Origin of the sequence: Streptomyces humidus, from assembly GCF_014649655.1 — a bacterium.
Classification (GTDB): domain Bacteria; phylum Actinomycetota; class Actinomycetes; order Streptomycetales; family Streptomycetaceae; genus Streptomyces; species Streptomyces humidus.
The window spans coordinates 83,848-108,055 of record NZ_BMTL01000012.1 but is presented as its reverse complement, the minus strand read 5'-3'; the positions used below and the strand labels follow the sequence as shown (position 1 = coordinate 108,055).

The window sequence follows — 24,208 nt, the reverse complement described above, 5'->3', positions numbered from 1 at the left end:
GGAGGACGCACGTGGCAAGCGAAAGACAGCCCACCGCACAGCCCGCCCCCAGGATGTCCCGCCGCTCCCTGCTCGGCCGCACGGCCGCGGTGGCCGCCGGCGCCACCGCGCTCGGCGCGACCGCCGCGGGTCCGGCCGCCGCGGCCACCCGGGAGGTGGACGTCGCGATCGTCGGCGCCGGGCTGGCCGGTCTCACCGCGGCCCGCGACCTGGTCGCCGCCGGCCGCACGGTCGCCGTCCTGGAGGCCCGCGACCGGGTGGGCGGCCGGGTCGTCAACCTCCCGCTCGCGAACGGCGGGGTCACCGAGGGCGGCGGCGAGTTCATCGGCCCCACCCAGACCCGCATCAAGGCGCTCGCCGACTCCCTGGGCGTCGCCACCTTCCCCACCTACAACGCCGGCAAGAACCTGCTCTACAAGGACGGCAAGAAGACCCCGTACGCCACCGACGGCCTGCTCGGCTCGGTCCCCCCGGTCGACGCGGCCGGCCTCGCCAACGCGGCGATCGTGCAGGCCTCGCTGGACGACATGGCCAAGACGGTCCCGGTCGACGCGCCCTGGACCGCCCCGAAGGCCGAGGAGTGGGACCGGCAGACCTTCGAGACCTGGCTGCGCGCCAACGCCGTGATCCCGTCCGCCAAGTTCCTGCTGGACGTGGCCTGCACCTCGATCTTCTCGGCCGAGCCGCGCGAGCTGTCGCTGCTGTTCGTGCTCTTCTACATCGCCGCCGCCGGCGACGAGTCGGCCCCCGGCACCCTGGAACGCCTCACCGACACCGCGGGCGGCGCCCAGGAGCAGCGCTTCGTCGGCGGATCCCAGCAGGTGCCGGTCAGGCTCGCCGCCACGCTCGGCGACCGGGTGGTGCTGAACGCCCCCGTCCGCACGATCGCCCGCTCCGGCGCGAAGTACGTCGTGACGGCCGACGGCGTCACCGTCACCGCCCGGAAGGTCGTCGTCGCCGTGCCCCCGCCGCTCGCGGCCCGCATCACGTACGACCCGCTGCTGCCCGCCGCCCGCGACCAGCTCACCCAGCGCCTGCCGATGGCGTCGGTAGGCAAGGCGATCGCGATCTACGACACGCCCTTCTGGCGGGCCGACGGACTCAACGGCCAGGTCGTCAGCGACACCGGCGTGGTCAGCTCCACCTTCGACAACTCCCCGCCCGACGCCTCCTACGGCGCGCTGATGGGCTTCATCGAGGCCGACGAGGCACGGGCGTACGACGCGGCGAGCGAGGCGGAGGTCCGGGCGGCCGTGCTCAAGGACTACGTCACGTACTTCGGCCCGAAAGCGGCCTCCCCCACGTCCTTCGTCCTGCAACGCTGGAACAACGAGGCCTACACCCGCGGCGGCCCCGTCTCCATCGCCGCGCCCGGCGTCCTGACCCGGTACGGCCAGGCGCTGCGCCGGCCCGTCGGCGGGATCCACTGGGCCGGCACGGAGACCTCCGTCCACTGGATGGGCTTCATGGACGGAGCGGTGCGCTCGGGCGAGCGGGTGGCGGCGGAGGTGCTGGCCGCGCTGTAGACGGCGGGCGCGGTCCGCCGCCCACAGCGCGCAAGCCCCTCCGGGGGGCACGGGGCCTCCTGCGAGCACGTAGGCCATGCGTGCACGTAGGCCATGCGTGCACGTGGGCCATGCGTGCACGTGGGCCATGCGAGCACGTGGCCCACGCGTGCACGCGGTCACCCCACGCCGGGGTCTCCGCACGCACGCGGTCTCCCCACGCACGCGCTTTCCACGTGCACGACCATTCCTGACGGGCCGTCAGTTCTGTAACCTGACAGAGCGTCAGTTACTTGGTGGTCACTCACGGCAGTCACACAGGAGCGGGCGGACCGATGCTTGGATCAACCCACGGCACCCTCACCACCGACTCCCGCCGGGCCCGGGTCATCGCGTGCGGCGAAGAGCCCGGACCCGCCGTCCACGGCCGGCCGGCCCAGGCGGACGACCTCGACGTCAGCGGCCGTCCGCTGTACGCGGACGTGCCCGATCTGGACCGGTTCTTCCGGCCCGGGTCGGTCGCGGTCGTCGGCGCCTCGGACGCCGAAGGACGCCCGAACACCGGTGTCACCCGGCAGCTGGTGAGCTGGGCGGAGCGGGTGGGGGCGCGTCTGCATCCCGTGCACCCCACCCGCGCGAGCGTGTTCGGGCTGCCCTGCGCCGCGTCCGTCGCCGACCTGCCCGAGCAGGTCGACCTGGCGGTACTGCTGGTCGCCGACCCGCTGCCGGTGATCGAACAACTGGCGGAGACGAAGGTGAAGTTCGCGGTCGTCTTCGCCTCGGGCTTCGCGGAGACCGGCGAACAGGGCGCGGCCGCGCAGGAGCGCCTGGCGGCGGCGGTGGAACGTTCCGGCATACGGCTGCTCGGCCCCAACACCAACCTCAACGCCTTCGAGCGGTTCCGCGGCGACCTCACCGGACCGGCGATCGCCCTGATCACCCAGTCCGGTCACCAGGGCCGTCCGGTCTTCGCCCTCCAGGAGCTCGGCGTGCGCCTCTCGCACTGGGCGCCCACCGGCAACGAAGCCGACCTGGAGACCGCGGACTTCCTCTCCTACTTCGCCGAGCGTCCGGAGGTCGGCGCCATCGCCTGCTACGTCGAAGGCCTCAAGGACGGCCGGTCCTTCCTGCTGGCCGCCGACCGGGCCGCGCGGCGCGGGGTGCCGGTGGTCGCGGTCAAGGTGGGCCGCACCGAGGCCGGCGCCCGTACCGCCGCCTCCCACACCGGCAAGCTGACCGGCGCGGACGACGTCGTCGACGCGGCGATGCGGCAGTACGGCGTGATCCGCGTCGACGGCCTGGACGAACTCCAGGACACGGCGACCCTGCTGGCGCGGGCCCGGCCGCCGCGGGCCTCCGGCGTGGTGATCTACTCCATCTCGGGCGGCACCGGCGCCCACGCGGCCGACCTGGCCACGGCGGCGGGCCTGGACCTGCCGGCCCTGTCGAGCGCGAAACAGGCCGAACTGCACCAGTGGATCCCCGCGTACCTGAACGTGGCCAACCCGGTGGACAACGGCGGCCACCCGGTCGGCGACGAGCGCGGCCGGAAGATCATCGACGCGATCCTCGACGACCCCGCGGTGGGCGTCCTGATCTGTCCCGTCACCGGGCCCTTCCCTCCCCTCAGCGACCGCCTGGTCCAGGACCTGGTGGACGCGGCGGAACGGACGGACAAGCTGGTGTGCGTGGTCTGGGGCTCCCCGGTGGGCACCGAACCCGCCTACCGCGAGGTGCTGCTGGGCTCCTCCCGGGTGGTCACCTTCCGCACCCTGGCCAACTGCATCTCGGCCGTCCGCGCCCATCTCGAGCACCACCGTTTCGTGACCGGCTACCGCTCCCCCTTCGACCAGGCCCCGCGCACCCTCTCCCCGTCCTTCCGCAAGGCGCAGCTGCTGATGCGGCCGGGACAGCAGCTCAGCGAGCACGCGGCGAAGCAGCTGCTGCGGGCGTACGGCATCAGGGTGCCGCGCGAGCAGCTGGTGACCAGCGCGGCGGCGGCCGTGCGGGCGGCGGGCCTGGTCGGCTACCCGGTGGTGATGAAGGCGTCCGGCGCGCAGATCGCCCACAAGACCGAACTGGGCCTGGTGAAGATCGGCCTGACCTCGGCGAGCCAGGTCCGGGACGCCTACCGCGAGCTGACCGACATCGCCCGCTACGAGGGCGTCGCGCTGGACGGCGTCCTGGTGTGCCAGATGGTCGAGCGGGGCGTGGAGACGGTGGTGGGCGTCACCCACGACGACCTGTTCGGCCCCACGGTCACGGTCGGGCTGGGCGGGGTCCTGGTGGAGGTCCTGCGGGACGCCGCCGTGCGCGTGCCGCCCTTCGGCGAGGACCAGGCCCGCGACATGCTGGCCGAGCTGCGCGGGAGGGCGCTGCTGGACGGCGTCCGCGGCCGCCCCCCGGCCGACGTCGACGCGCTCGTCGAGGTCGTCCTGCGGGTGCAGCGCATGGCCCTGGAACTCGGCGACGACCTGGCCGAACTCGACATCAACCCGCTCGTGGTCCTGCCCCGGGGCCAGGGAGCGGTGGCCCTGGACGCGCTGGCGGTGTGCCGGTGAGGGCCGCCTCCCGCGACCGGGGGAACGGAGCATGACCGTGCCGGAGCCGTCGATACGCCGGCGGACCGACCGCCATGTCACCCATCTGACCCTCGACCGCCCCGAGGCCCTCAACGCCCTCACCCCCGAGGGGCGCGACCGCCTGATCGCGCTCCTCGGCGAGGCCTCGGCGGACCCGGGCGTGCGGGCGGTGATCCTGACCGGCGCCGGCCGCGGCTTCTGCGCGGGGGCGGATCTGCGGGGCGGCGGCGCGCGCGGCGAGCGGATCGCCGGGGACGTCGCCCGCACCCTCCGCCTCGGCGCCCAGCGCCTGGTCGCCGCCGTCCTCGACTGCGAGAAGCCGGTGATCGCCGCGGTGAACGGCACGGCGGCCGGCCTGGGCGCGCACCTCGCGCTCGCCTGCGACCTGGTCCTGGCGGCCGAATCGGCGCGCTTCATCGAGGTGTTCGTCCGCCGCGGCCTCGTCCCCGACGGCGGCGGCGCCTATCTTCTGCCCCGTCTCGTCGGCCCGCAGCGCGCCAAGGAGCTGATGTTCTTCGGCGACGCGCTCACCGCGCCGGACGCGGAACGGCTGGGCCTGGTCAACCGGGTCGTCCCGGACGGCGAGCTGGACAAGACGGCCCGCGAGTGGGCGGCCCGCCTGGCCGCCGGTCCCACCCGCGCCCTCGCCCTCACCAAGCAACTCGTCAACGCCTCAATGGAGTCCGACCGCGCCACGGCCTTCGCCGCCGAGGCCGCCGCCCAGGAGATCAACATGACGACGAGGGACGCCCAGGAAGGCGTGACGAGTTTCGTGGAGCGCCGGGCGACGGACTTCCGGGGGCGGTGACGGCCGGCCGTCCGTGCGCCCGCACCCCTTCCCATCTGACGAGCCGTCAGCTTCAATGAGGGCATGATGGGACATGCGGGAATGGCGGCCGCCGCCGTCCGTTATCTCAGGGCGGGCCCGGTCGAGCCGCTGCCGCGCCCCGAACTGCGCTGCGTGCGCGAGGACGAGCGGGCGCCCGTCGATCCGGGCGAGTTCCGGCGGGTGCTCGGGAGCTTCGCGTCCGGGGTGACCGTCGTGACGGCGCCGACGCCGGAGGGTCCCGCCGGCTTCGCCTGCCAGTCCTTCTCCTCGCTCTCCCTCGAACCGCCCCTGGTCGCCTTCATGGTCGGCCGCACGTCCACGACCTGGCCGCGCATCGCCCGAGCGGGCGTCTTCTGCGTCAACGTGCTCAGCGCCCGGCAGGCGTCGCTGTGCCGCGCCTTCGCGGCGAGCGGCACGGACAAGTTCGCGGGCGTCGACCACGACCCGGCCCCGGTCTCGGGCGCCCCGCGCCTGGCCGGCGCGCTCGCCTGGATCGACTGCGCGATCCACGCCGTCCACACCGGCGGCGACCACCTGGTCGTAGTGGGCCGGGTGAACGCCCTGGGAACGGGCGAGAGCGCGGACGAACCGCCCCTTCTGTTCCACAGGGGCCGGTTCCTCTGACCGACGGACGGTCTCGGCTTTCCGGGGCAACTTTCGGGGTCGGCTTTCCGGGTCGGCTTTCGGGGTCCGTCTTCACCGATCCGCCGCTCAGTTCACGTAGTCGACGATCTGCATCATGCCTTCGTCGCTGTGCTGAAGCTGGTGGCAGTGCAGCATGGCGCGGCCGGTGAAGTCCTCGGCGCGCAGCCGGAAGGTGACCGAGCCGTTCGGCGGGACGGCGACGGTGTCGTGCCAGACCGGCGTGGCCAGCGGCCGGTTGTCCACGGCCGTCAGGAGGAAGTGGTTGGTGTGCAGGTGGAAGGGGTGATGGCTGTGGATGTGGGAGTCGTTGACGACCGTCCACTCCTCGACCTCGCCGAGTCTCACCCGCTGGTTGACGCGATCGGACGACAAGCGGCCCCAGGCGGTGTCGTTCCGTCCGCTCCGGAGGTCGGCGGGCGGGGTCTCCCCGTCACCCAGGATGCGGTAGGCGTTCGGGAAAGCGCCGGAGAAGACGTTCTCGTAGCTGCGGAAGGTCAGACTCCGGGTGCGGGTGGGCTCGGGCAGCTCGGTGGGCCGGCCGGGCAGGGCGGCCGGCAGTGACATCGAACGGGCGGCCCCGGTGACCACGAGCGTGAGCAGTTGACGGGAGGGGCCGCCGCCGGTCAGCCGGTAGGTGCCCGGCTCGCCGCCGCGGACCAGCACATCGGCGCGTCCGCCCATGGGCAGCGCCAGTCCGGTGGTCGCTACGGGCTTCATGAAGGTGACGCCGTCACAGGCGATCTGGTGCATCTCCTGCCCGGCCAGGCTCAGGAAGTGCGTCGTGAGCGCCCCGGCGTTGACGATCCGCCAGCGCTGGACCTCTCCCGGCGCGATGGTCAGCACGGGGTTCTTCACGCCGTTGACCAGGAAGGTCGAGACGATGTCGTCGTAGACGCCCTGCGAGGTCAGGTCCGGCACCCTGCCGCCGGACACCTTGAGTTCGCTGATGCACAGGACGACCTCCCGGGCGGCGGCGATCTCGGGCACCTCGTCGACGTCCCCCTCGACGACGAGCACGCCCGCCATGCCGCCCAGGAGCTGGGTCGCGGTCGATCCGTGGAGGTGGGGGTGGTACCAGAACGTGCCGGCCGGGTGGTCCGCGGGCACGTCGACGCGGCTGCGGTGGGTGGTGACATCCCCCGGGGCGGCGGCGGGCTCGAAGGCGCGGAAGACGTTGTCCGACTCGCCTGTGGGGTCCACGTGCATGCCGTGGGTGTGCAGGTTGAAGCTGTTGAAGTGATGCGGGACGTTCATGTCCCGATGCGCCGCGTCGCCGTTCGCCGGCAGCGCGTTGACGTGCGTGATCTCCAGGGAGTCCCCGGGATGCACGCGCAGGGTCGGGCCGGGGACGGTCCCCTCGTAGGTGCGTGTGGACACCCGGCCGACGTCAGGGATCTCCAGGTCGGTGAACCGGACGGTCAGCTGGGTCCTCAGCCGTCCCGTGTCGGGCGACGAGCTGCGTGTCTCCGGCTCCGGAAAGAGCGGGTCGGCCGCCTGGCGCGCCGCCGCGGGCGGGCTCGCCGCCCCCGCGGCCACGACCGCCCCGGCGGCGAGAGGCAGGCTTTTCAGTACGCCACGACGGGACAGGGCTGTCATGAGGCGCCTCCACAGGCAGCGGGCAGAGCAATCCGGACAGCCTCACATTACGGAAGGTAGTCGCCCGGTACGTGGAGTAATCACCGGCGGGTTGCGCACCCCCGCCCCGCTCCCCCGCTGAGACCGCGCAGACAGCCGTCCCCGCTCCCCCTGCCGAGACTGCACGGGCAGCCGTCCCCCACCGCGCACGCGGCCGGCATGCCCGGCCCGACCCACCGCGCACGCGGCCGGCATGCCCGGCCCGCCGCCTCCTTCACGCCGCGGCAGGCGCCGGGACCGCCGCCGGGACCGTCGGCCGGCGCCGGATCACCAGCGCCATCAGTGCGGCGGCGGCGCACAGGGCGCCCGAGCCGTACCAGACCACGTCGTACGAGCCGAACGCGTCGCGGGCCGCGCCGCCCAGGAACGCCACCACAGCCGCACCCACCTGGTGCGAGGCCAGGACCCAGCCGAAGACGATGGCGCTGTCCTCGCCGTAGTGCTCGCGGCACAGGGCGAGGGTGGGCGGGACGGTGGCCACCCAGTCCAGGCCGTAGAAGACGATGAAGAAGATCATCGGGGGGTGGACCGAGGGGGCCAGCAGCATGGGCAGGAACAGCAGGGAGACGCCGCGCAGCGCGTAGTACACCGCCAGCAGCCGGCGCGCCTCGAAGCGGTCGGTGAACCAGCCGGAGGCGATGGTGCCGACCACGTCGAACACGCCGACGACGGCGAGCAGCGAGGCCGCCGCCGTGACCGGCATGCCGTGGTCGTGGGCGGCCGGCACGAAGTGGGTCTGCACCAGGCCGTTCGTCGAGGCGCCGCAGATCGCGAAGGTGCCTGCCAGCAGCCAGAAGGGGCCCGTGCGCGCGGCCGAGGCCAGCACCCGCAGGGTGCGTCGGGCGGCGCCCTGCACCGGCGCCGGCTTGGGCACGAACTCCGTCGCGCCGTAGGGCTTCTGGCCGACGTCTGCCGGATGGTCCCGCAGCAGCAGCCAGACGAAGGGGACGACGGCGAGCGCGGCCAGCGCGACCGTCACCGCGGCCGGGCGCCAGTCGTACCGCGTGACCGTCCACGACAGCACCGGCAGGAAGATCAGCTGGCCGGAGGCGGAGGCCGCGGTCAGGATGCCGCTGACCAGGCCTCGCCGCTCGGTGAACCACCGGTTGGTGACCGTCGCGGCGAACGCGAGCGCCATCGAGCCCGAGCCGAGGCCCACCAGCAGGCCCCAGTACAGCATCAGCTGCCAGGCGGCCGTCATCCACACCGTCAGCAGCGAGCCGACGGAGATCACGGTCAGCGCCACGGCGACCACCCGGCGGATGCCGAAGCGGTCCATCAGCGCCGCCGCGAACGGCGCGGTCAGGCCGTACAGCGCCAGGTTGACCGAGACGGCCGCCCCGATCGTGCCACGCGACCAGCCGAACTCGTCGTGCAAGGGGTCGATGAGCAGTCCGGGCAGCGAGCGGAAGGCCGCCGCGCCGATGATCGTCACGAAGGTGACGGCGGCCACGAACCAGGCACGGTGGACGCGGACGCGGGGCCTGCCGTCCTGGTTCCGCCGCCCTGCCGCCGCGGGCGTCTCGGTTGTCTGGGTCACGTCATCGAGCTTCGGGCACCCATGCGCGCGGAACGAGTGGCTCGGAGGACAGCGTTCGCTAGGATCGGGCCATGCCGCACGGTGACACGCCTCACGACGAGCGCCCCTTCCGCCCCCACCGCGTCGTCGTCCTCGCCCTGGACGGTCTGCTCCCCTTCGAACTGGGCATCCCGCACCGCATCTTCGGCCGCCCCAGGGACACCGAGGGGCGACGCCTGTACGAGGTCGTCACCTGCTCCGTGCGGCCGCCGGGCCCCGTCGAGACGGACGCCGACTTCGCCATCCACGTCGCGAACGGCCCCGAGGCCCTGGCCACCGCCGACACCGTGATCGTCCCGGCTTCCTACGAGCTCGGCCCGGTCTTCGAGGAGGGCGTCCTGACCGACGAGCTCGCCGCCGCCCTCGCCCTCGTCCGGCCCGGCGCCCGCCTCGCCTCCATCTGCACCGGCGTGTACGTCCTGGCCGCCGCCGGCTACCTCGACGGCCGGCCCGCCACCACGCACTGGGCCGACGCCGAACGTCTCCAGCGGCTCTTCCCACAGATCGACGTCGATCCGGACGTGCTGTTCATCGACGACGGCGACGTACTCACCTCGGCCGGCGTCGCCGCCGGGATCGACCTGTGCCTGCACATGGTGCGCCGCGACCACGGCACCGCCGTCGCCAACGACGTCGCCCGCCGCACCGTCGTGCCCCCGCACCGCGACGGCGGCCAGGCGCAGTACATCGAACGCCCGGTGCCCGACCCGCAGCAGGCGACCACGACCGCCGCCCGCGCGTGGGCGCTGGGCCGCCTGCACGAGCCGATCCAGCTGCGCGACATGGCCGGACAGGAAGCCATGTCGGTGCGCACGTTCACCCGCCGCTTCCGCGAAGAGGCCGGGGTCAGCCCGGGTCAGTGGCTCACCCAGCAGCGCGTCGAACGGGCCCGGCACCTGCTGGAGTCCAGCGACCTGTCCGTCGACCAGGTCGCCCGGAACGCCGGTTTCGGCACCGCCCAGTCGATGCGCCAGCACCTACAGGCCGCTCTCGGGGTCACCCCCACCGCGTATCGCCGCACCTTCCGGACCGGCGACGGCCGGAACGCCGGAAACGGAGCCGGAAACAGGACCGGGAACGGAGCCGGAGGCGGCGGCGCGGACGTCGCCGGGCAGGACGGTCGGAGCCCGGCCGGCGTCCTGGGGTGACGCCCCGGCGGCCCGGACCTCGCCCCACCAGCCGACCGCGGTGAGCACCAGGGTCAGCCCCACCCCGGCCAGGACCGCCGTGGACGGCGCGACCGTCCGGAGCAGCGCGCCGGCCAGCGACCCCGTCGCCGCGTACCCCGCGCTCGCGGCCGCGTACATGACCGAGTATCCGGCCGCCAGGGCATGCGGCGGCAGGGCCTCGCGCAGGGACAGGTTGCGGGTGAGCATCGCCGCCGACTGGAGCGCGCCTCCCACGACCAGCGCCGCGGCGATCCCCGCCGTGCCCGGCGACAGCGCGGCCGTCGTCACGCACAGCGCCACCCCGGCCATCAGGACCACGCTGCGGGTGCGCAGCCGGCCCGGCCAGGCGCGCAGGCCGTGGACGAAGCCGCCGACCCCGCCGCCCACCGCCATCCCGGTCAGCAGCGGGCCGGACCAGCCGACGCCGACGCCGCGTTGTTCGAGCAGGGCCGGGAGCACGAGTTCGGCGAGCCCGAGCAGGGCCAGACCGGCCGCGCCCGTGACGTACACCGGCCAGGCTCCGGTCAGCAGCCGCAGCAGCGATCGGGCCGTGGGCCGCCCGCCGTCCGCGCCGTCCGCGCCGTCCGCGCCGTCCCCGCCCCAGGCGGACGGCAGCAGCCACAGGCCCGCGACCGACGACGCCATCAGCGCGGCGGCCAGCAGCAGCGGGACGCGCGGCGCGACGCCGAGGGCCAGACCGGCGACCGCGGCCGGGGAGAGCGCCCACACCCCGGCCGTCAGCATCGACTCCACCGACAGCGCCTGCGCCGTCGCCCGCTCCGGGACCAGCGCGGTGAGCAGGGTGCGCAGACCGCCGGTGGCGGCGGCCGGGGCGGCCCCGGCCACGACCGCGAACCCGCACAGGACCGCCGGATGCGCGCCCGGCAGCGCCCCCAGACCCGTGAATCCGACGGCGCCGCAGGCCAGGCCGCCGGCCAGGTGCGCGCGGGCACGGTCGTGGCGCAGCCGCAGCCCGAGCACGGGGGCGCCCACGATCTCACCGATCACGAAGGCCGCCGCGAGGACCGCCCCCAGCGAGTAGCCGCCGGGACGCTCGCGCATCAGGAACACCAGGGCCAGCGGGGCCATCGCGACCGGCATCCGGGCGCCGACGGCGGTGCAGGCCCACCACAGGACCTGCCGGGAGGCGACGTCGCGGTAGCTCATGCCCCGACGGTAGGGGGCGGCGCCGACATCGCCCCAGAGGTTTTCCGCAGCCTGTGGACAACCCGGGGGAACGAGCCGCGCCGGCTTGTCAGAACGTCAGCACCGCCCGCGCCACCCGCCCCGCCTCCGCGTCCGCCGCGGCCTTCTCGAAGTCCTCCACCGGGTAGGTCCGCGTGACGAGTTCGTCGAGCAGCAGCCGGCCCTCGCGGTACAGCTGCGCGTACAGGGCGACGTCCCGCTGCGGCCGGGAGGCGCCGTAGCGGCAGCCCAGGATCGACTTGTCCAGGAACAGGGAGGAGACGAGGAAGGACGCCTCGGCGGTCGCCGGCGGCACCCCCAGCAGCACCGCCTGGCCGTGCCGGTCGAGCAGGTCGACGGCCGTGCGGATCAGCTCGACCCGGCCCACGCACTCGAAGACGTGGTCCGCGCCCGTGGGCAGCACCTCGCGCACGCCGTCCGCCGACGTCAGGAAGTGCGTGGCCCCGAACAGCCGCGCCGCCGCCTCCTTCGCGGGGTTCGCGTCGACGGCGACGATCCGCGACGCGCCCGCGATCCGCGCGCCCTGGAGCACGTTGAGCCCGATCCCGCCCGTCCCGATGACGACGACGCTCTCCCCGTGGCCCACCCGCGCGCGGTTGAGGACGGCTCCGACCCCGGTCAGCACCCCGCAGCCGATCAGCGCGGCGGACGTCAGCGGGACGTCGTCCGGGATGCGGACCGCCTGCACCGCCTTGACCACCGTCCGCTCGGCGAAGGCGGAGTTCGCCGCGAACTGGAACAGCGGCCGTCCCGCGCGCGTGAACGGCTTCCGCGGCCGTCCGATGGCCTGCCGGCACATCGTCGGCCGGCCCCGGTCGCAGTCGGCGCAGGCGCCGCAGTTGGCGAGCGTGGACAGGGCGACGTGGTCGCCCGGCACGACGTGGGAGACGCCCGCGCCGACCGTCTCCACCACGCCCGCGCCCTCGTGCCCGAGGACGACGGGCGCCGGGAAGGGGATGGTCCCGTCGACGACCGACAGGTCGCTGTGGCACAGCCCGGCCGCCGAGATCGCGACGAGCACCTCGCCCGGCCCCGGCTCGCGCACCTCCAGATCGTCGACGACCTCGGTCCGCTTCCCGTCGAACACCACGCCTCGCATCACACTGCTCCCCTCCGTCTCATCCCTTGGGTTGCCTGGGCAGGCCGAGCACGCGCTCGGCGATGATCGTGCGCTGGATCTGGTCCGAGCCGCCGTAGATCGTGTCGGCCCGCGAGAACAGGAACAGGTGCTGTGCGTCGTCGAGTTCGTACGGCGAGGCGGGCGACCAGTCGGCCGGGCCGACGCCCGCCGCCGCCCCCCGCACCTGCACCGCCGCCTCGCCCAGCCGCTGGTGCCATCCCGCCCACAGCAGCTTCGCCACGCTGGGCGCGCCCGGCCCGCCCGAACCCCCCAGCGTGCGCAGCGCGTTCCACCGCATGGTGCGCAGCTCCGCCCACAGCCGCACCAGCCGCTCCCGCACGACGGGGTCGTCGGCCGCGCCGTTCTCCACCGCCGTGCGCACCACCCGTGCCAGCTCCGCCGCGAAGCCGATCTGCTGGGCGAGCGTCGACACCCCGCGCTCGAAGCCCAGGAGGCTCATGGCGACCCGCCAGCCGTCGCCCTCCGCGCCGACGACGTGCTCGGCGCGCGCGTGGGCCCCGTCGAAGAAGACCTCGTTGAAGTCGCTCGTGCCGGTGAGCTGACGGATCGGCCGCACCTCGACGCGCCCCGGCTGGTCCATGGGCAGGAGGAGGAAGGTGAGCCCGTGGTGGCGCCTCGACTCCGGGTCGGTGCGCGCGAGCACGAAGCACCAGTCCGCCTCATGGGCGAGGGACGTCCAGATCTTCTGCCCGGTGACGCGGTAGGACCGTCCGTCGGCGGCGGGTTCGGCCCGCGTGCGGATCCCGGCGAGGTCGGACCCGGCGCCGGGTTCGCTGTACCCCTGGCACCACAGCTCGTCGCCGGCCGCGATCGGCGGCAGGAAGCGCGCCTGCTGCTCGTGCGAGCCGTGCGCGAGGAGGGTGGGCGCGAGCAGGTTCTCCCCGATGTGCCCGGACCGGCCCGGCGCACCCGACCGCGCGTACTCCTCGGCCCAGGCGACCTGCTGGGTGAGGGTCCCGGTCCGGTTTCCGAACCCGCCCCGCGGCCACCCGAGCCCGATCCACCCGTCGGCCCCGAGGGTGCGCTCCCACGAGCGCCGGTCGGCGGCGTGCGGGACGTGTGCCGCGAGCCAGTCCCGCACTTCGGCGCGGAACGAGTCGTCCGCCGGCGTGAATCCGAAATCCACGTTCCCCTCCTTGAGCAAGGGCGGCCGGCACCCCCTGGGGGCGCGGGGCCGCATCGACGTGCGGCTGCGCCGACCGGGCGCGGCCGGCCACGGACCGCCTGCGCGCCGACGGCGCACCGGATCACCTGTTGGGACGCGCCCCGTCCCGCGCGGCCCGGGCCATCTCCTCCAGCCGCGTGAGCATCGGCATCGGATCCACCCCGACCGTCCCGGGCAGCGCCTCGGCGATCCGCTCCGGCGTCCAGGGACCTCCTTCCGCGTACGCCGCCCGCAGTTCCCGCGGCTGCGCCCACACCGCGATCTTCGGCCCGGCGACCGTGTACACCTGTCCGGTGACCCCGGCCTCCCGGGCCCGGTCGGACAGCAGGTAGACCACGAACGCGGCCACGTCCTCCGGCTCGCCGATCTCCGCGAGCTCCATGGGCACGCCGGCCGACATCCGCGTCCGGGCCACCGGGGCCACCGCGTTGGCCGTCACCCCGTACTTGTGCAGGCCCAGCGCGGCGCTGCGCACGAGGGAGATGATCCCGCCCTTGGCCGCGCTGTAGTTGGCCTGGGACACCGAGCCCTGGTGGTTGCCGCTGGTGAAGCCGATCAGCGTGCCGGAGCGTTGCCCGCGCATCACCGCCGACGCGGCCCGGAACACCGTGAACGTTCCCTTGAGGTGGGTGGCGACGACCGGGTCCCACTCCTCCTCGGACATGTTGAACAGCATCCGCTCGCGCAGGATCCCGGCCACGCACACGACCCCGTCGAGCCGTCCGTACGTCTCCAGGGCCGTGTCCACGACCCGCTGACCGCCCGCCATCGTCGAGATGTCGTCGGCGACGGCGACCGCCTCGCCGCCAGCCGCCTCGATCTCCTTGACGACGGCCTCGGCGATCGCGCTGGTGGGCTCGGCCCCGTCCACGCCGACGCCGTAGTCGTTGACGACGACCCGTGCGCCCTGCGCCGCCGCGGCGAGCGCGACCGCCCGTCCGATGCCTCGTCCCGCGCCCGTGACGGCGACGGTCTTGCCGGCCAGGAAGTTCGCCATGCCCAGCCCCCTCCCAGAGTTTCTGACGGACCGTTAGATTCAGGATGCGAGGACCAGATTGACCTGTCGGACAGTCGGGGACAAGCCCCGGGGAGGCACGTAATGACACTGCCGGCCGAGTTCCGTGACATCGCCGCACGCGTGAACAACTGGGGGCGCTGGGGGGCCGACGACGAGATCGGCACGCTGAACCTGATCACCGACGACGTCGTGCGCGCCGCGGCCGCCGAGATCCGCACCGGCCGCCGCGTCCCGCTGGCGCTGCCGCTGCGGGAGGACGGCGTGCAGACCGGCCTGATCCCGGGCCGGGTCAACCCGCTGCACGCCATGGTGCAGATCAACCAGGAGGTCTTCGGTCCGGGCACGGTGGCGTGCAGCGACGACATCGTGACGATGGGCCTCCAGGCCGGCACCCACTGGGACGCGCTGAGCCATGTGTCGCACTCGGGGAAGCTCTACAACGGCCGTCCGGCCGCCACCGTCACCGCGCACGGGGGAGCCGAGTTCGGCGGCATCGACAAGGCGCGGCACGTCGTCTCGCGCGGGGTGCTGCTCGACGTGGCACGCGCGCGCGGGGCCGACCGGCTGGCGGGCGACCACGCGGTCACCCCGGAGGACCTGGAAGCGGCGGAGGAGCTGGCGGGCACGCGCGTGCGCGCCGGCGACGTGGTGCTCGTGCGGACCGGGCAGGTCCAGGTCTATCTGAGCGGCGACAAGCACGGTTACGGCTATCCGTCCCCGGGGCTGTCCATCCGCACGCCGGAGTGGTTCCACGCGCGCGACGTGGCCGCCGTCGCCGACGACACGCTGACGTTCGAGATCTTCCCGCCGGAGATCGAGGACCTGTGGCTGCCCGTGCACGCGCTCCACCTGGTGGAGATGGGGATGCTGCAGGGCCAGAACTGGAATCTCGAAAAGTTGTCCACAGCCTGTGGAGAAACCGGCCGTTACGCCTTCCTGCTGTCGGCGATGCCCGAGCCGTTCGTCGGCGGCACGGGAACTCCGGTGTCCCCCGTGGCCGTCCTCTGAGCCCTCGACGGGCAACCGCGAAGAGCGGCCCCGCAAGGAGGGCGGGGGGAGGGCGCGAGGAGGGGGGCGGGGAGGAGGCCGGAAGAACTCGGCGGCAGGGGGCGAAGAGGGAAGGAAGAGGGAAGGGGGCAAGGGCCCCCGGGCAGCGGGCTCCTGGGCAACGGGGCCTTGGGGACGTCGGCCGGCGGCGCGCGGCTGCCCGCCCCGAGCACGGCACCGCGCACCGCCATCCGACTCCGGCGCACCCCCCCGACTTCCCTCGGCCCTGAGGAAGCCGTCGGCGCCGAATCGCGACCCGCACTCGGCAAGGGCCTCCGTCACCGAAGCCCTCGTCGTCCCCTCGCGGCGAATCGCTGCCCACAAGCGTGATCAAACGGACACCTCACGTCAACACCCGAACGGCGATTTGTCGCTCACGTCCGATTCGCAGTGGGCGCGCACGGAAGCACAGACGGGCGCACCGGCCCCTGAGGGCCGAGAACCGACGGCGCTCTCCGCATCCGTGCGCCGCACCCCGCCGGGCGACTCACGACCGCGCGCCGCCACGGGCGCGGGCCGGGAGCGTGCCCCGACGGCCCGTCACACCACCTCGTAGGCGCGGCCTCCGTAGGCCGGCGCGGGCTTCGCCCGCCCCGCGACCGTGCGTTCGGCCGCCGCCGGGCACTCGGCGACGCCGCCCCGGTCGGTCTCCGCCCGGCCCGGCGCGGCACAGCGGTCGAGTTCGCACCAGATGCGCTTGCCCGCGCCCTCGACGCTCCAGCCCCAGCGGTCCGCGAGCCCGTCGACGAGGGCCAGACCGCGGCCGCCGGTCGCCTCGTCACCGGCGCATCGGGGCACCGGGGCGCGGTCGCTGGCGTCGGCCACCTCCAGGCGGACGACGGACGGCCCGCCCGCCGCGCCCGGCAGGGAGAGCCGCAGCACCGCCGGACAACCGGTGTGCACCACGGCATTGGTGACCAGCTCGGAGACGAGAAGGATCAGCGTCTCGGCGAGCGACTCCTCGTCCGCTATCCCCGACCCCGCGAGACGCGAGCGCGCCCACCTGCGGGCGCGCCCCACCTCAGCGGGGTCGGGCCGGATCTCCAGCTGCACTTGAAGCACCTGCACCGCTCACACCATCCGAACCGGCGGACACATGGCCGTGCGCCACGCGAGCCACGCGAGCCGCGTGAGCACCATGACGACGGGGGCCACGATCGTAGCCATTTTCTGCATGGCCAGAACAACAGCCAGAGGCAGGGTGACGGAACGTGAATCCCTTACGAGACAGCTTGGTTGACATTCAGTCACCCCAACAAGCGCTTCGGGCATATTCCATCGCGAAGGAGTACCCGTGCGGCATACTGTGCGACGCTCGTTGCGGGGAGTCGAACAGGCGGGGGCGAGAAGCCCGTCCGCCCTGCGAGCGGCGGCGCGCACCGCCGGATCCGGCGCCGCCCCAGGGGCACCGCCGGCATGGCTCATGCTCGGAACCACTCGCATCCCACAGAAGGTACCGGAGCGACCCGCCGACTCCGGGCCGTGACGGGTCACGCATCGGACACAACCCGGTATCAACGCTCCGTGATTCCGTTGTGCCACGATCCGCGACATCCGCACGGCCGTCCGCCCGTCGGCCGTACCTTCACCGCAGGCAGTCCCGCTGACGGTCCGTCCCGGACAGCAGGTCCCGCGCGAGCAGCTCCTCACCCTCCGTGCCGCCGCCCGCACGACGGGTGCGCACCCAGGCGCGCTTCAGCAGCAGATGGACGTCCGCCTCCCAGGTGAAGCCCATGCCGCCGTGCACCTGAAGACAGTCGCGCGCGCCGCGCACGGCGGCCTCGTCGGCGAGGAGCCGGGCGGCCGCGATGTCCGCCGGGTCGGCGGTGACGGCGGCCGCGTAGACCGCGGCACGGGCCGTCTCGACCCGCACCAGCAGTTCCGCGCACAGATGCTTGACCGCCTGGAAGGCCCCGATGGGCCGGCCGAACTGCTCACGCGCCCGGGCGTGTTGCACGGCCAGCTCGCACGCGCGCGTGGCAGTGCCGAGCTGCTCCGCTGCGGTGAGGAGGACCGCGACGGGATCGGCGGCCCCGCGCGCGGGGACCGAGTGCAGCGGGGTGAGCGGGTCCACGCAGTCCAGCGGCACGGCCCCGTCGGCGTCGCCGCGCACGACGTCCGCCCGGTCGAGCCACTCGACCAGCCCGCCGTCGACGGCAGCGACGACCGTCTCCCCCTCGGCCGCGCCGGGCACCCGCCCCGCCGCGAGGTGCGTGGCCAGCAGCGGCCCCGGGAGCAGGACCCGGCCCGCCTCCTCGAACGCCAACACCGCCTCGGGCAGCCCGAGTCCCACACCGCCGTCCGCCTCGGGCAGCCGCAGCGCGAAGAACCCGGCGGCCCCCAGCTCGCGCCACAGCGCCCGGTCCAGATGCCCCGGCCGGTCCACGGCGGCCCGCAGCGCCTCCCGGTCGAACCGGCGTGCCAGCAGGCCGCGCACGCCGTCCCGCAGCGCGCGCTGATCGTCCGTCGGTCGGAAACGCATGGCGGACGGCTCACCTCCCCTTCGGCAGTCCCAGGATCCGTTCGGCCACGATGTCACGCTGGATCTGCGAGGTGCCGGCCGCGATGGTGTACGAGAGCGAGGAGAGCCGGCCCTGGACCCAGGGGTGGGCCAGGTCCAGGGCCGTGTCGCCCAGCACCTCGGCGGCGGTGTCGTACAGCTCCTGGCGGGCCTGCGAGTACCTCAGCTTGAACACGGAGCCCCCGACGCCGGGCACCCCGCCGCGGGCGGCCTCCGCCTCGCTCACGTTCCACTGCGTCAGCCGCCACAGCGCCCGGAACTCGGCGTTGAGGCGGCCCAGCCGCCGGCGCAGGGCCGGATCGTCCCAGCGCCCGTCGCGGTGGGCCCGCGCGGCCAGTTCGCCCAGCACGCGCCGGCAGGCGACGACCTCGCCCACGAAGGCGGTGCCGCGCTCGAAGGACAGCGTCACCATCGTCACGCGCCAGCCGTCGTTCTCCGCGCCCACCCGGTTGGCGACCGGCACCCGCACCTCGTCGAGGAAGACCTCCGCGAACTCGGTGGAACCGGCGAGGGTGCGCAGCGGCCGGACGGTGACGCCGGGGGCGTCCATGGGCATGGCGAGCCAGGTGATGCCCCGGTGCTTCGGGGCCTCCGGGTCCGTGCGGACGAGCAGTTCGCACCAGTCGGCGACTTCCGCGTGGGAGGTCCAGATCTTGGATCCGCTCACCACGTACTCGTCGCCGTCGCGCCACGCGCGCGTGCGCAGCGCCGCGAGGTCGGAGCCGGCGCCGGGCTCGCTGAAGCCCTGGCACCAGACCTCCTCGCCGCGCAGCACGGGCGGCAGCCAGCGGGCCCGCTGTTCGGCCGTCCCCTCGGCGGCGATCGTCGGCCCCGCGTGCAGCAGCCCGACGAACCCGGCCCCCACGTAGGGCGCGCCCGCCTTCTCCGTCTCCTCGAGGAAGATCAGCCGGACGCCGGGCGAAGCCTCCCAGTGCACGTCGGCGTACCCGGCCTCGTACAGGGTCCGCTGCCAGCCGAGGTCGTAGGCGCGGCGGCCGGGCCAGTCGTCCGGGGAGGGCTTCGGCGGCAGGGTGGGCAGCGTCCTGGCGAGCCACTCGCGCAGCCGGGCCCGGAACTCCGCGTCCTCGGGGCCGTCCGACAGGTCCATGGTCGTCGTGCCTCCTCTCCCGTGGCCGCCGTGCCGGCTACTTGTCGAGGTCCAGGCCGAGCATGCGGATCGCGTTGCCCCGCATCAGCTTGTAGACCGTCTCGTCGTCGAGGCCCTTGACGTGGTCGAGGGCGATCTCCTTGGTGTGCGGGAAGGTCGAGTCGACGTGCGGGTAGTCGGTCTCGAAGGTCGCGTTGTCGCGTCCGACCGCGTCCAGCGACGCGACACCGTGCTTGTCGCGGAAGAAGCAGCAGAAGATCTGCCGGTAGTAGTACGTGGACGGCGGCTCGGGGACGAGGTCCCGCACGCCGCCCCACGCGCGGTGCTCCTCCCAGACGTCGTCGGCGCGCTCCAGTGCGTAGGGGATCCAGCCCATCTGCCCCTCCGAGTAGGCCAGCTTGAGACGCGGGAAACGCACCAGGACGCCGCTGAAGAGGTAGTCCATCATCGAGGCCATCGCGTTGTTGAACGACAGCGAGGCCTGGACGGCCGGGGGCGCGTCGGGCGAGGCGGCGGGCATCTGCGACGACGAGCCGATGTGCATGTTGACGACCGTGCCGGTCTCCTCGCACACGGCGAAGAAGGGGTCCCAGTAGCCCGAGTGGATCGAGGGCAGCCCCAGGTGGCTGGGGATCTCGGAGAAGGTCACCGCGCGCACCCCGCGGGCCGCGTTGCGGCGGATCTCCGCCACCGCCAGCGCGACGTCCCAGAGCGGGATCAGGCACAGCGGGATGAGCCGGCCGCCGCTGCCGCCGCACCACTCCTCGACCATCCAGTCGTTGTAGGCGCGCACACAGGCGAGCGCGACCTCCTTGTCGTGCGCCTCGGCGAAGGTCTGGCCGCAGAAGCGGGGGAAGGAGGGGAAGCACAGGGAGGCCTCGACGTGGTTGAGGTCCATGTCCGCCAGCCGGGCCTTCGGGTCCCAGCACCCGCGGCGCATCTCCTCCCGCGTGATCCCCTCCAGCGTCATCTCGTCGCGGTCGAAGCCCACGGCGGCGATGTTGCGCTTGTACGGGAACTTCAGGTCCTCGTAGATCCACCAGTCGGTGGGCTGGCCGTCCGGGTCCATGGTGATCCGGTACTTCCCGGCGACGTAGGCGAGCTCGCCGATCCCGGCGGTGAGGGGCTGCGGCCCCCGGTCCCGGTACTTGCGCGGCAGCCAGGTCGCGAAGAGGTGCGCGGGCTCGATCACATGATCGTCGACGCTGACGATGCGCGGCAGTTCGGTGCTCATGGCTTCCCCTCCGCCTGGCGGTGCGCCGGTCGTCCGACGCGCTGTCCGCAGCGCTATCTGATGGACCGTCAGATACCGGTCCCCCAGCAGGCTAGTCCGCGACCCCTGGACCGACAAGGCGACCGGCTCTACGCTCTGCCGAAAATCTGACTATCCGTCAGCTAGGTCAGGGGGCCGACGTGAACGAGACCGCCACCGCCACCGCCCACGAGCTGAGCGACTCCCGCACGCTCTGGGAGCTGCTGGTCCGCCGCGCCGACCTCACCCCCGACCGCCCGGTCCTCCTCCAGGACGAGCGCGCCCTGACCTTCGGCGGGCTGCGCGAACGGGCGGAGCGGACGGCGGCCGGGCTGCACGGCATGGGCGTGCGCCCCGGCACGGTCGTCGCCTGGCAGCTGCCCACCCGCCTGGAGACCGCCGTCCTGTCCTTCGCCCTGGCCCGGCTGGGGGCCGTGCAGTCCCCCGTCATCCCGTTCTACCGCGACCGCGAGGTGGGCTTCGCGCTGCGCGAGTCGAAGGCGGAGTTCTTCGCGGTGCCGGGCGTCTGGCGGGGCTTCGACCACGCCGAGATGGCCCGCCGGCTGGGCGCGAAGGGCGTCTTCGAGGCGTACGACGACCTCCCGGACGGGGATCCGGCCGTCCTTCCGCCGCCGCCCGCCGAGGGCGGCTCGGTGCGCTGGATCTACTGGACCTCGGGAACCACCTCCGATCCCAAGGGCGTGCTGCACACCGACCGTTCGCTGATCGCGGGCGGCTCCTGCCTCGCCCACGCGCTGCGGCTGACCCCGGACGACGTCGGCTCGATGGCGTTCCCGTACGCCCACATCGCCGGGCCCGACTACACCGTCATGCTGCTGCTGTACGGGTTCCCGGCGGTGATGTTCGAGCACTTCGCGCTGCCGGAAGCGCTGGAGGAGTACCGCCGGCACGGCGTGACCGTGGCGGGCGGCTCGACGGCGTTCTACTCGATGTTCCTCACCGAGCAGCGCAAGCGGCCCGGCGTCCCCGTGATCCCCACGCTGCGGCTGCTCGCGGGCGGCGGGGCGCCCAAGCCGCCCGAGGTGTACCACGCCGTCGTCCGCGAGATGGGCGTGCAGCTCACCCACGGGTACGGGATGACCGAGGTGCCCATGATCACCATGGGGTCGCCCGACGACACCGCGGAGAACCTCGCGACGACCGAGGGGCGGCCTCCGGCGGGCATGGAGATAAGGGTGGCGGACGGGGAGATACGCCTGCGCGGGGAGGCCGTGTGCCAGGGGTACCTGGATCCCGCCCAGACCGCCGAGGCGTTCGACGCGGACGGGTTCCTGCGCACCGGCGACCTGGGGCACGTGACCGGCAGCGGCCATCTGGTCCTCACCGGACGGCTGAAGGACGTGATCATCCGCAAGGGCGAGAACGTGTCCGCGAAGGAGATCGAGGACCTGCTCGCCGCTCACCCGGCCGTCGGGGACGTGGCGGTGATCGGCCTGCCCGACGCGGAGCGCGGCGAACTGGTGTGCGCCGTGGTGGAACGGGCGCCGGCGGCCGCGGAGCCGCTGACCCTGGCGGCGGTGACCGCGTATCTGCGCGCGGGCGGCCTGTCGGTCCACAAGCTGCCCGAGCGGCTGGAGGTGGTGGAGGCCCTGCCGCGCAACGACACCCTGCGCAAGGTCCTCAAGTACAAGCTCCGCGAACGCTACGCGCGGCCCGCCCGGCCGCCCGTTCCCGAGGGCTACTCGGGAACGGTGAAGTAGCGCGCGAAGGCGGGGACGATCTCCGCCTCGCCGACCTTGCCGTCCGCGTCGGCGTCGAGGACCGCGGCGGCCCCGCGGGCGACCTCGTCGGGCGCCCCGAGGGCGCGCAGCACCCGCACGGTGTCCTCGACCGTGGCCCGGCCGTCGCCGTCGGCGTCCGCGACGTCCAGGGCGGCGTGCAGGAAGGGCCGGGCGATCTCGGCGAACCGCTCCGGGTTGTCGCGCAGGCGCTTGACCGCGCTGTTCACGAACTCGTCCCGGCTGATGCGCTGGTCACCGTCCCGGTCGGCGATCCCGGCCATGCCCTGCCAGAACGCCTCGGCGCCCGCGTAGAGGGCCTGCCCCTTGTCGGAGCGGGCCGCGGTCCCGAACTCCGCGAGCACCGCCTTGGCCGCGGCGGCGAAGTCCTCCCGGTCGATGGAGCCGTTGCCGTCCTGGTCGAAGGTGGCGAACCGGCCGGCGATCCTGCGCTCGTACTCACTGCTGACCATGTCTACTCGGGCCGCCTTACGTCGTCACGTGGTGAGGTGTGTTGCGTTGCTGCCGGGAGCGCGCCGGAAGTGCTGCGAGGCGGCGCTTCCCGGCCGGTCCGGGGGCTCCCCGGGGGTACGTCCGAGGGTGCTTCCCGGCGTACGGCCGAGAGTGCTTCCGGCAGGGAGCGTACGACGCCGGGGACGTCCGGGTGACAGGAAGGCGTCGCCTGTGCCAAGACCGGGGGAATTTCGGGACAAGCGTGTGGTGGTGCGACAGCGCGGCTCACGCCGAGAGGGGCTCGGTCCCGTCGTCCACGGCGCCGGCGAGATCGCCGTAGACGTCGAAGAGGCGGCGCACGCCCAGCGCGCCCAGAACCCGGTTGACGTGGGAGCCGTCGGCAGCGCCGTGCGCGGGGAGGATCAGACGCAGCCGTCCCCGGCAGGAGCGGATCAGCCGGCGGGACGCGATCAGGACCCCGACGCCGCTGGAGTCGCAGAAGTACACGTCGGAGAGGTCCAGGACGAGACTGTGGCGGCCCTCGGCCACCTCGTCGTGCACCCGTTGCCGCAGCACGGGCGACGTCATCAGGTCCAGCTCGCCCGACACCTGGAGCACGGCCCATCCGCCGTGCTCGCCGCAGGTCACCGTGAAGGCCACCACCACGCCCTTCGTTCGCTTCGGCCGACTGTGAACGGAAGCTGTCCCTTCGCTTCCTTTCGCTTCCTTTCGCTTCCTTGCAGCGCGGCTGCCCAGCGGCCGTGCCCCGAAACTCCGAGCCGAAAACAGAAACCAACGGAAAGAGGCTTGTTTCTGTCATATCCGGTCCGGTTTGATCCTTGTCTGTCGGGCAGGCATCGCCCATACCACCTCCTCGCGGACAGGGGGCGCACATTGAAACAAAGGGGCGTGCATTGTCGTACGTGCCGACTACATTCGAGGAGACGCCGAACGCACGCTGGACACACGCACCGCCGAAGGACTCACGGCCACAGGGACGGACACGGGTGAGGGGGCCGCATGGCGAAGAAGGACGCACCGCCCCGCTGGGACCGCAGGATGCAGCAGCGGCTCGCGCGCGGTGAGAGCGGCCGCCCTCGGCGAGCTCTACGACCGGTTCGCTTCGCTCGTGCACGGTCTCGCCCATCGTGTGCTCGGAGACGAACGGGCGGCCGACAGGATCACCCACGAGGTCTTCGCCCACGTCTGGGAGCACCCCGACGCCTACGACCCCCAGCAGGGCCCGCTGCGCACCTGGGTCGCCGCGTTGACCCACCGTCTCGCCGTGCAGCGGCTGCGCGCCACCGAGACCGCCGCGCTGGCCGAGGCCGGCCACGGTTCGGCGGAGGCGACCGAGGAACTGGAGCGCCGGGTGCGGCACGCGTCCGTCGCCGCCCGCGCCGACTACATCGTCCAGGCCATGCCCGCGCCCCTGCGCGCCGCCCTGGAACTGGCCTACTTCCAGCGCCGCGACTACCGCCAGACCGCGGCCGACCTCGGCGTCACCGAGGACGAGGCCCGCCGCCGGCTCCGTCTGGGCCTCCAGCTGCTCTCCACGGCCCACGACACCGCGGCCCCCGGAGCCCCGCCCGGATACGGGGGTGCCGCGTGAAC

Annotated in this window: 18 protein-coding genes and 1 pseudogene; 8 read left to right on the top strand and 11 right to left on the bottom strand. The window is 73.6% G+C overall.

Annotated elements, in window-relative coordinates:
* The first annotated feature begins 11 nt into the window (after window positions 1-11).
* From IE239_RS16225 to IE239_RS16210, 4 genes are all read left to right on the top strand, one after another.
* Window positions 12-1,526, top strand: coding sequence for a flavin monoamine oxidase family protein (locus tag IE239_RS16225; protein WP_373308108.1), 1,515 nt, complete (start codon window positions 12-14; stop codon window positions 1,524-1,526).
* A gap of 314 nt (window positions 1,527-1,840) precedes the next feature.
* Window positions 1,841-4,066 (top strand): acetate--CoA ligase family protein, encoded by a 2,226-nt coding sequence (locus tag IE239_RS16220; protein ID WP_190150026.1) that lies wholly within the window; start codon window positions 1,841-1,843, stop codon window positions 4,064-4,066.
* A gap of 31 nt (window positions 4,067-4,097) precedes the next feature.
* Window positions 4,098-4,895, top strand: a complete 798-nt coding sequence (locus IE239_RS16215) for an enoyl-CoA hydratase/isomerase family protein (RefSeq protein WP_190150025.1) — start codon at window positions 4,098-4,100, stop codon at window positions 4,893-4,895.
* A gap of 66 nt (window positions 4,896-4,961) precedes the next feature.
* Complete coding sequence (locus IE239_RS16210; protein WP_190150123.1) at window positions 4,962-5,540, top strand: flavin reductase family protein; 579 nt, start codon at window positions 4,962-4,964, stop codon at window positions 5,538-5,540.
* An 87-nt stretch (window positions 5,541-5,627) separates the two neighbouring features.
* Here the strand turns inward: IE239_RS16210 and IE239_RS16205 are convergent, their stop codons facing one another.
* Both IE239_RS16205 and IE239_RS16200 read right to left on the bottom strand, forming a co-directional pair.
* On the bottom strand, window positions 5,628-7,157 hold the full coding sequence (locus IE239_RS16205; RefSeq protein WP_190150024.1) for a multicopper oxidase family protein: 1,530 nt from the start codon (window positions 7,155-7,157) through the stop codon (window positions 5,628-5,630).
* 253 nt (window positions 7,158-7,410) lie between these two features.
* Window positions 7,411-8,736 (bottom strand): MFS transporter, encoded by a 1,326-nt coding sequence (locus IE239_RS16200; protein WP_190150023.1) that lies wholly within the window; start codon window positions 8,734-8,736, stop codon window positions 7,411-7,413.
* A gap of 71 nt (window positions 8,737-8,807) precedes the next feature.
* Here IE239_RS16200 and IE239_RS16195 point away from each other — a divergent pair, with 71 nt between their 5' ends.
* Entirely contained in the window at window positions 8,808-9,923 is a 1,116-nt protein-coding gene (locus IE239_RS16195) for a GlxA family transcriptional regulator (RefSeq protein WP_229878113.1), read from the top strand.
* A 1,276-nt stretch (window positions 9,924-11,199) separates the two neighbouring features.
* Here the strand turns inward: IE239_RS16195 and IE239_RS16185 are convergent.
* The 3 genes from IE239_RS16185 to IE239_RS16175 form a co-directional block, all read right to left on the bottom strand.
* Window positions 11,200-12,249, bottom strand: a complete 1,050-nt coding sequence (locus tag IE239_RS16185; protein ID WP_190150021.1) for a Zn-dependent alcohol dehydrogenase — start codon at window positions 12,247-12,249, stop codon at window positions 11,200-11,202.
* A gap of 19 nt (window positions 12,250-12,268) precedes the next feature.
* Window positions 12,269-13,417: an acyl-CoA dehydrogenase family protein gene (locus IE239_RS16180; protein WP_190150020.1), complete on the bottom strand. Its 1,149-nt coding sequence runs from the start codon at window positions 13,415-13,417 to the stop codon at window positions 12,269-12,271.
* Window positions 13,418-13,538: 121 nt separating this feature from the next.
* Window positions 13,539-14,453 carry an SDR family NAD(P)-dependent oxidoreductase gene (locus IE239_RS16175; protein ID WP_190150019.1) on the bottom strand — a complete coding sequence of 305 codons (915 nt, stop codon included), beginning with the start codon at window positions 14,451-14,453 and terminating at the stop codon, window positions 13,539-13,541.
* A 102-nt stretch (window positions 14,454-14,555) separates the two neighbouring features.
* On the opposite strand from IE239_RS16175, the gene IE239_RS16170 reads away from it, so the two are divergent.
* Window positions 14,556-15,482, top strand: coding sequence for a cyclase family protein (locus tag IE239_RS16170; RefSeq protein ID WP_190150018.1), 927 nt, complete (start codon window positions 14,556-14,558; stop codon window positions 15,480-15,482).
* Window positions 15,483-16,061: 579 nt separating this feature from the next.
* Here IE239_RS16170 and IE239_RS16165 read toward each other — a convergent pair.
* The 4 genes from IE239_RS16165 to IE239_RS16150 form a co-directional block, all read right to left on the bottom strand.
* Entirely contained in the window at window positions 16,062-16,574 is a 513-nt protein-coding gene (locus IE239_RS16165; protein WP_190150122.1) for an ATP-binding protein, read from the bottom strand.
* 532 nt (window positions 16,575-17,106) lie between these two features.
* Window positions 17,107-18,003 (bottom strand): acyl-CoA dehydrogenase family protein, encoded by an 897-nt coding sequence (locus IE239_RS16160; protein WP_190150017.1) that lies wholly within the window; start codon window positions 18,001-18,003, stop codon window positions 17,107-17,109.
* Between the two features lie 10 nt (window positions 18,004-18,013).
* Entirely contained in the window at window positions 18,014-19,150 is a 1,137-nt protein-coding gene (locus tag IE239_RS16155; protein ID WP_190150016.1) for an acyl-CoA dehydrogenase family protein, read from the bottom strand.
* Window positions 19,151-19,187: 37 nt separating this feature from the next.
* Window positions 19,188-20,384 (bottom strand): amidohydrolase family protein, encoded by a 1,197-nt coding sequence (locus IE239_RS16150; RefSeq protein WP_190150015.1) that lies wholly within the window; start codon window positions 20,382-20,384, stop codon window positions 19,188-19,190.
* 179 nt (window positions 20,385-20,563) lie between these two features.
* Between IE239_RS16150 and IE239_RS16145 the strand changes: the two genes are divergently transcribed.
* Window positions 20,564-22,123 (top strand): class I adenylate-forming enzyme family protein, encoded by a 1,560-nt coding sequence (locus IE239_RS16145; RefSeq protein WP_190150014.1) that lies wholly within the window; start codon window positions 20,564-20,566, stop codon window positions 22,121-22,123.
* Here the strand turns inward: IE239_RS16145 and IE239_RS16140 are convergent.
* Together IE239_RS16140 and IE239_RS16135 are read right to left on the bottom strand one after the other, a co-directional pair.
* Complete coding sequence (locus IE239_RS16140; RefSeq protein WP_190150013.1) at window positions 22,102-22,614, bottom strand: EF-hand domain-containing protein; 513 nt, start codon at window positions 22,612-22,614, stop codon at window positions 22,102-22,104. The two genes, IE239_RS16145 and IE239_RS16140, sit on opposite strands and share 22 nt — an antisense overlap.
* A 265-nt stretch (window positions 22,615-22,879) precedes the next feature.
* On the bottom strand, window positions 22,880-23,260 hold the full coding sequence (locus IE239_RS16135; RefSeq protein WP_190150012.1) for an STAS domain-containing protein: 381 nt from the start codon (window positions 23,258-23,260) through the stop codon (window positions 22,880-22,882).
* Window positions 23,261-23,614: 354 nt separating this feature from the next.
* Between IE239_RS16135 and IE239_RS16130 the strand changes: the two are divergent.
* A pseudogene (locus IE239_RS16130) lies at window positions 23,615-24,206 on the top strand (RNA polymerase sigma factor).
* The last annotated feature ends 2 nt before the right edge of the window (window positions 24,207-24,208 follow it).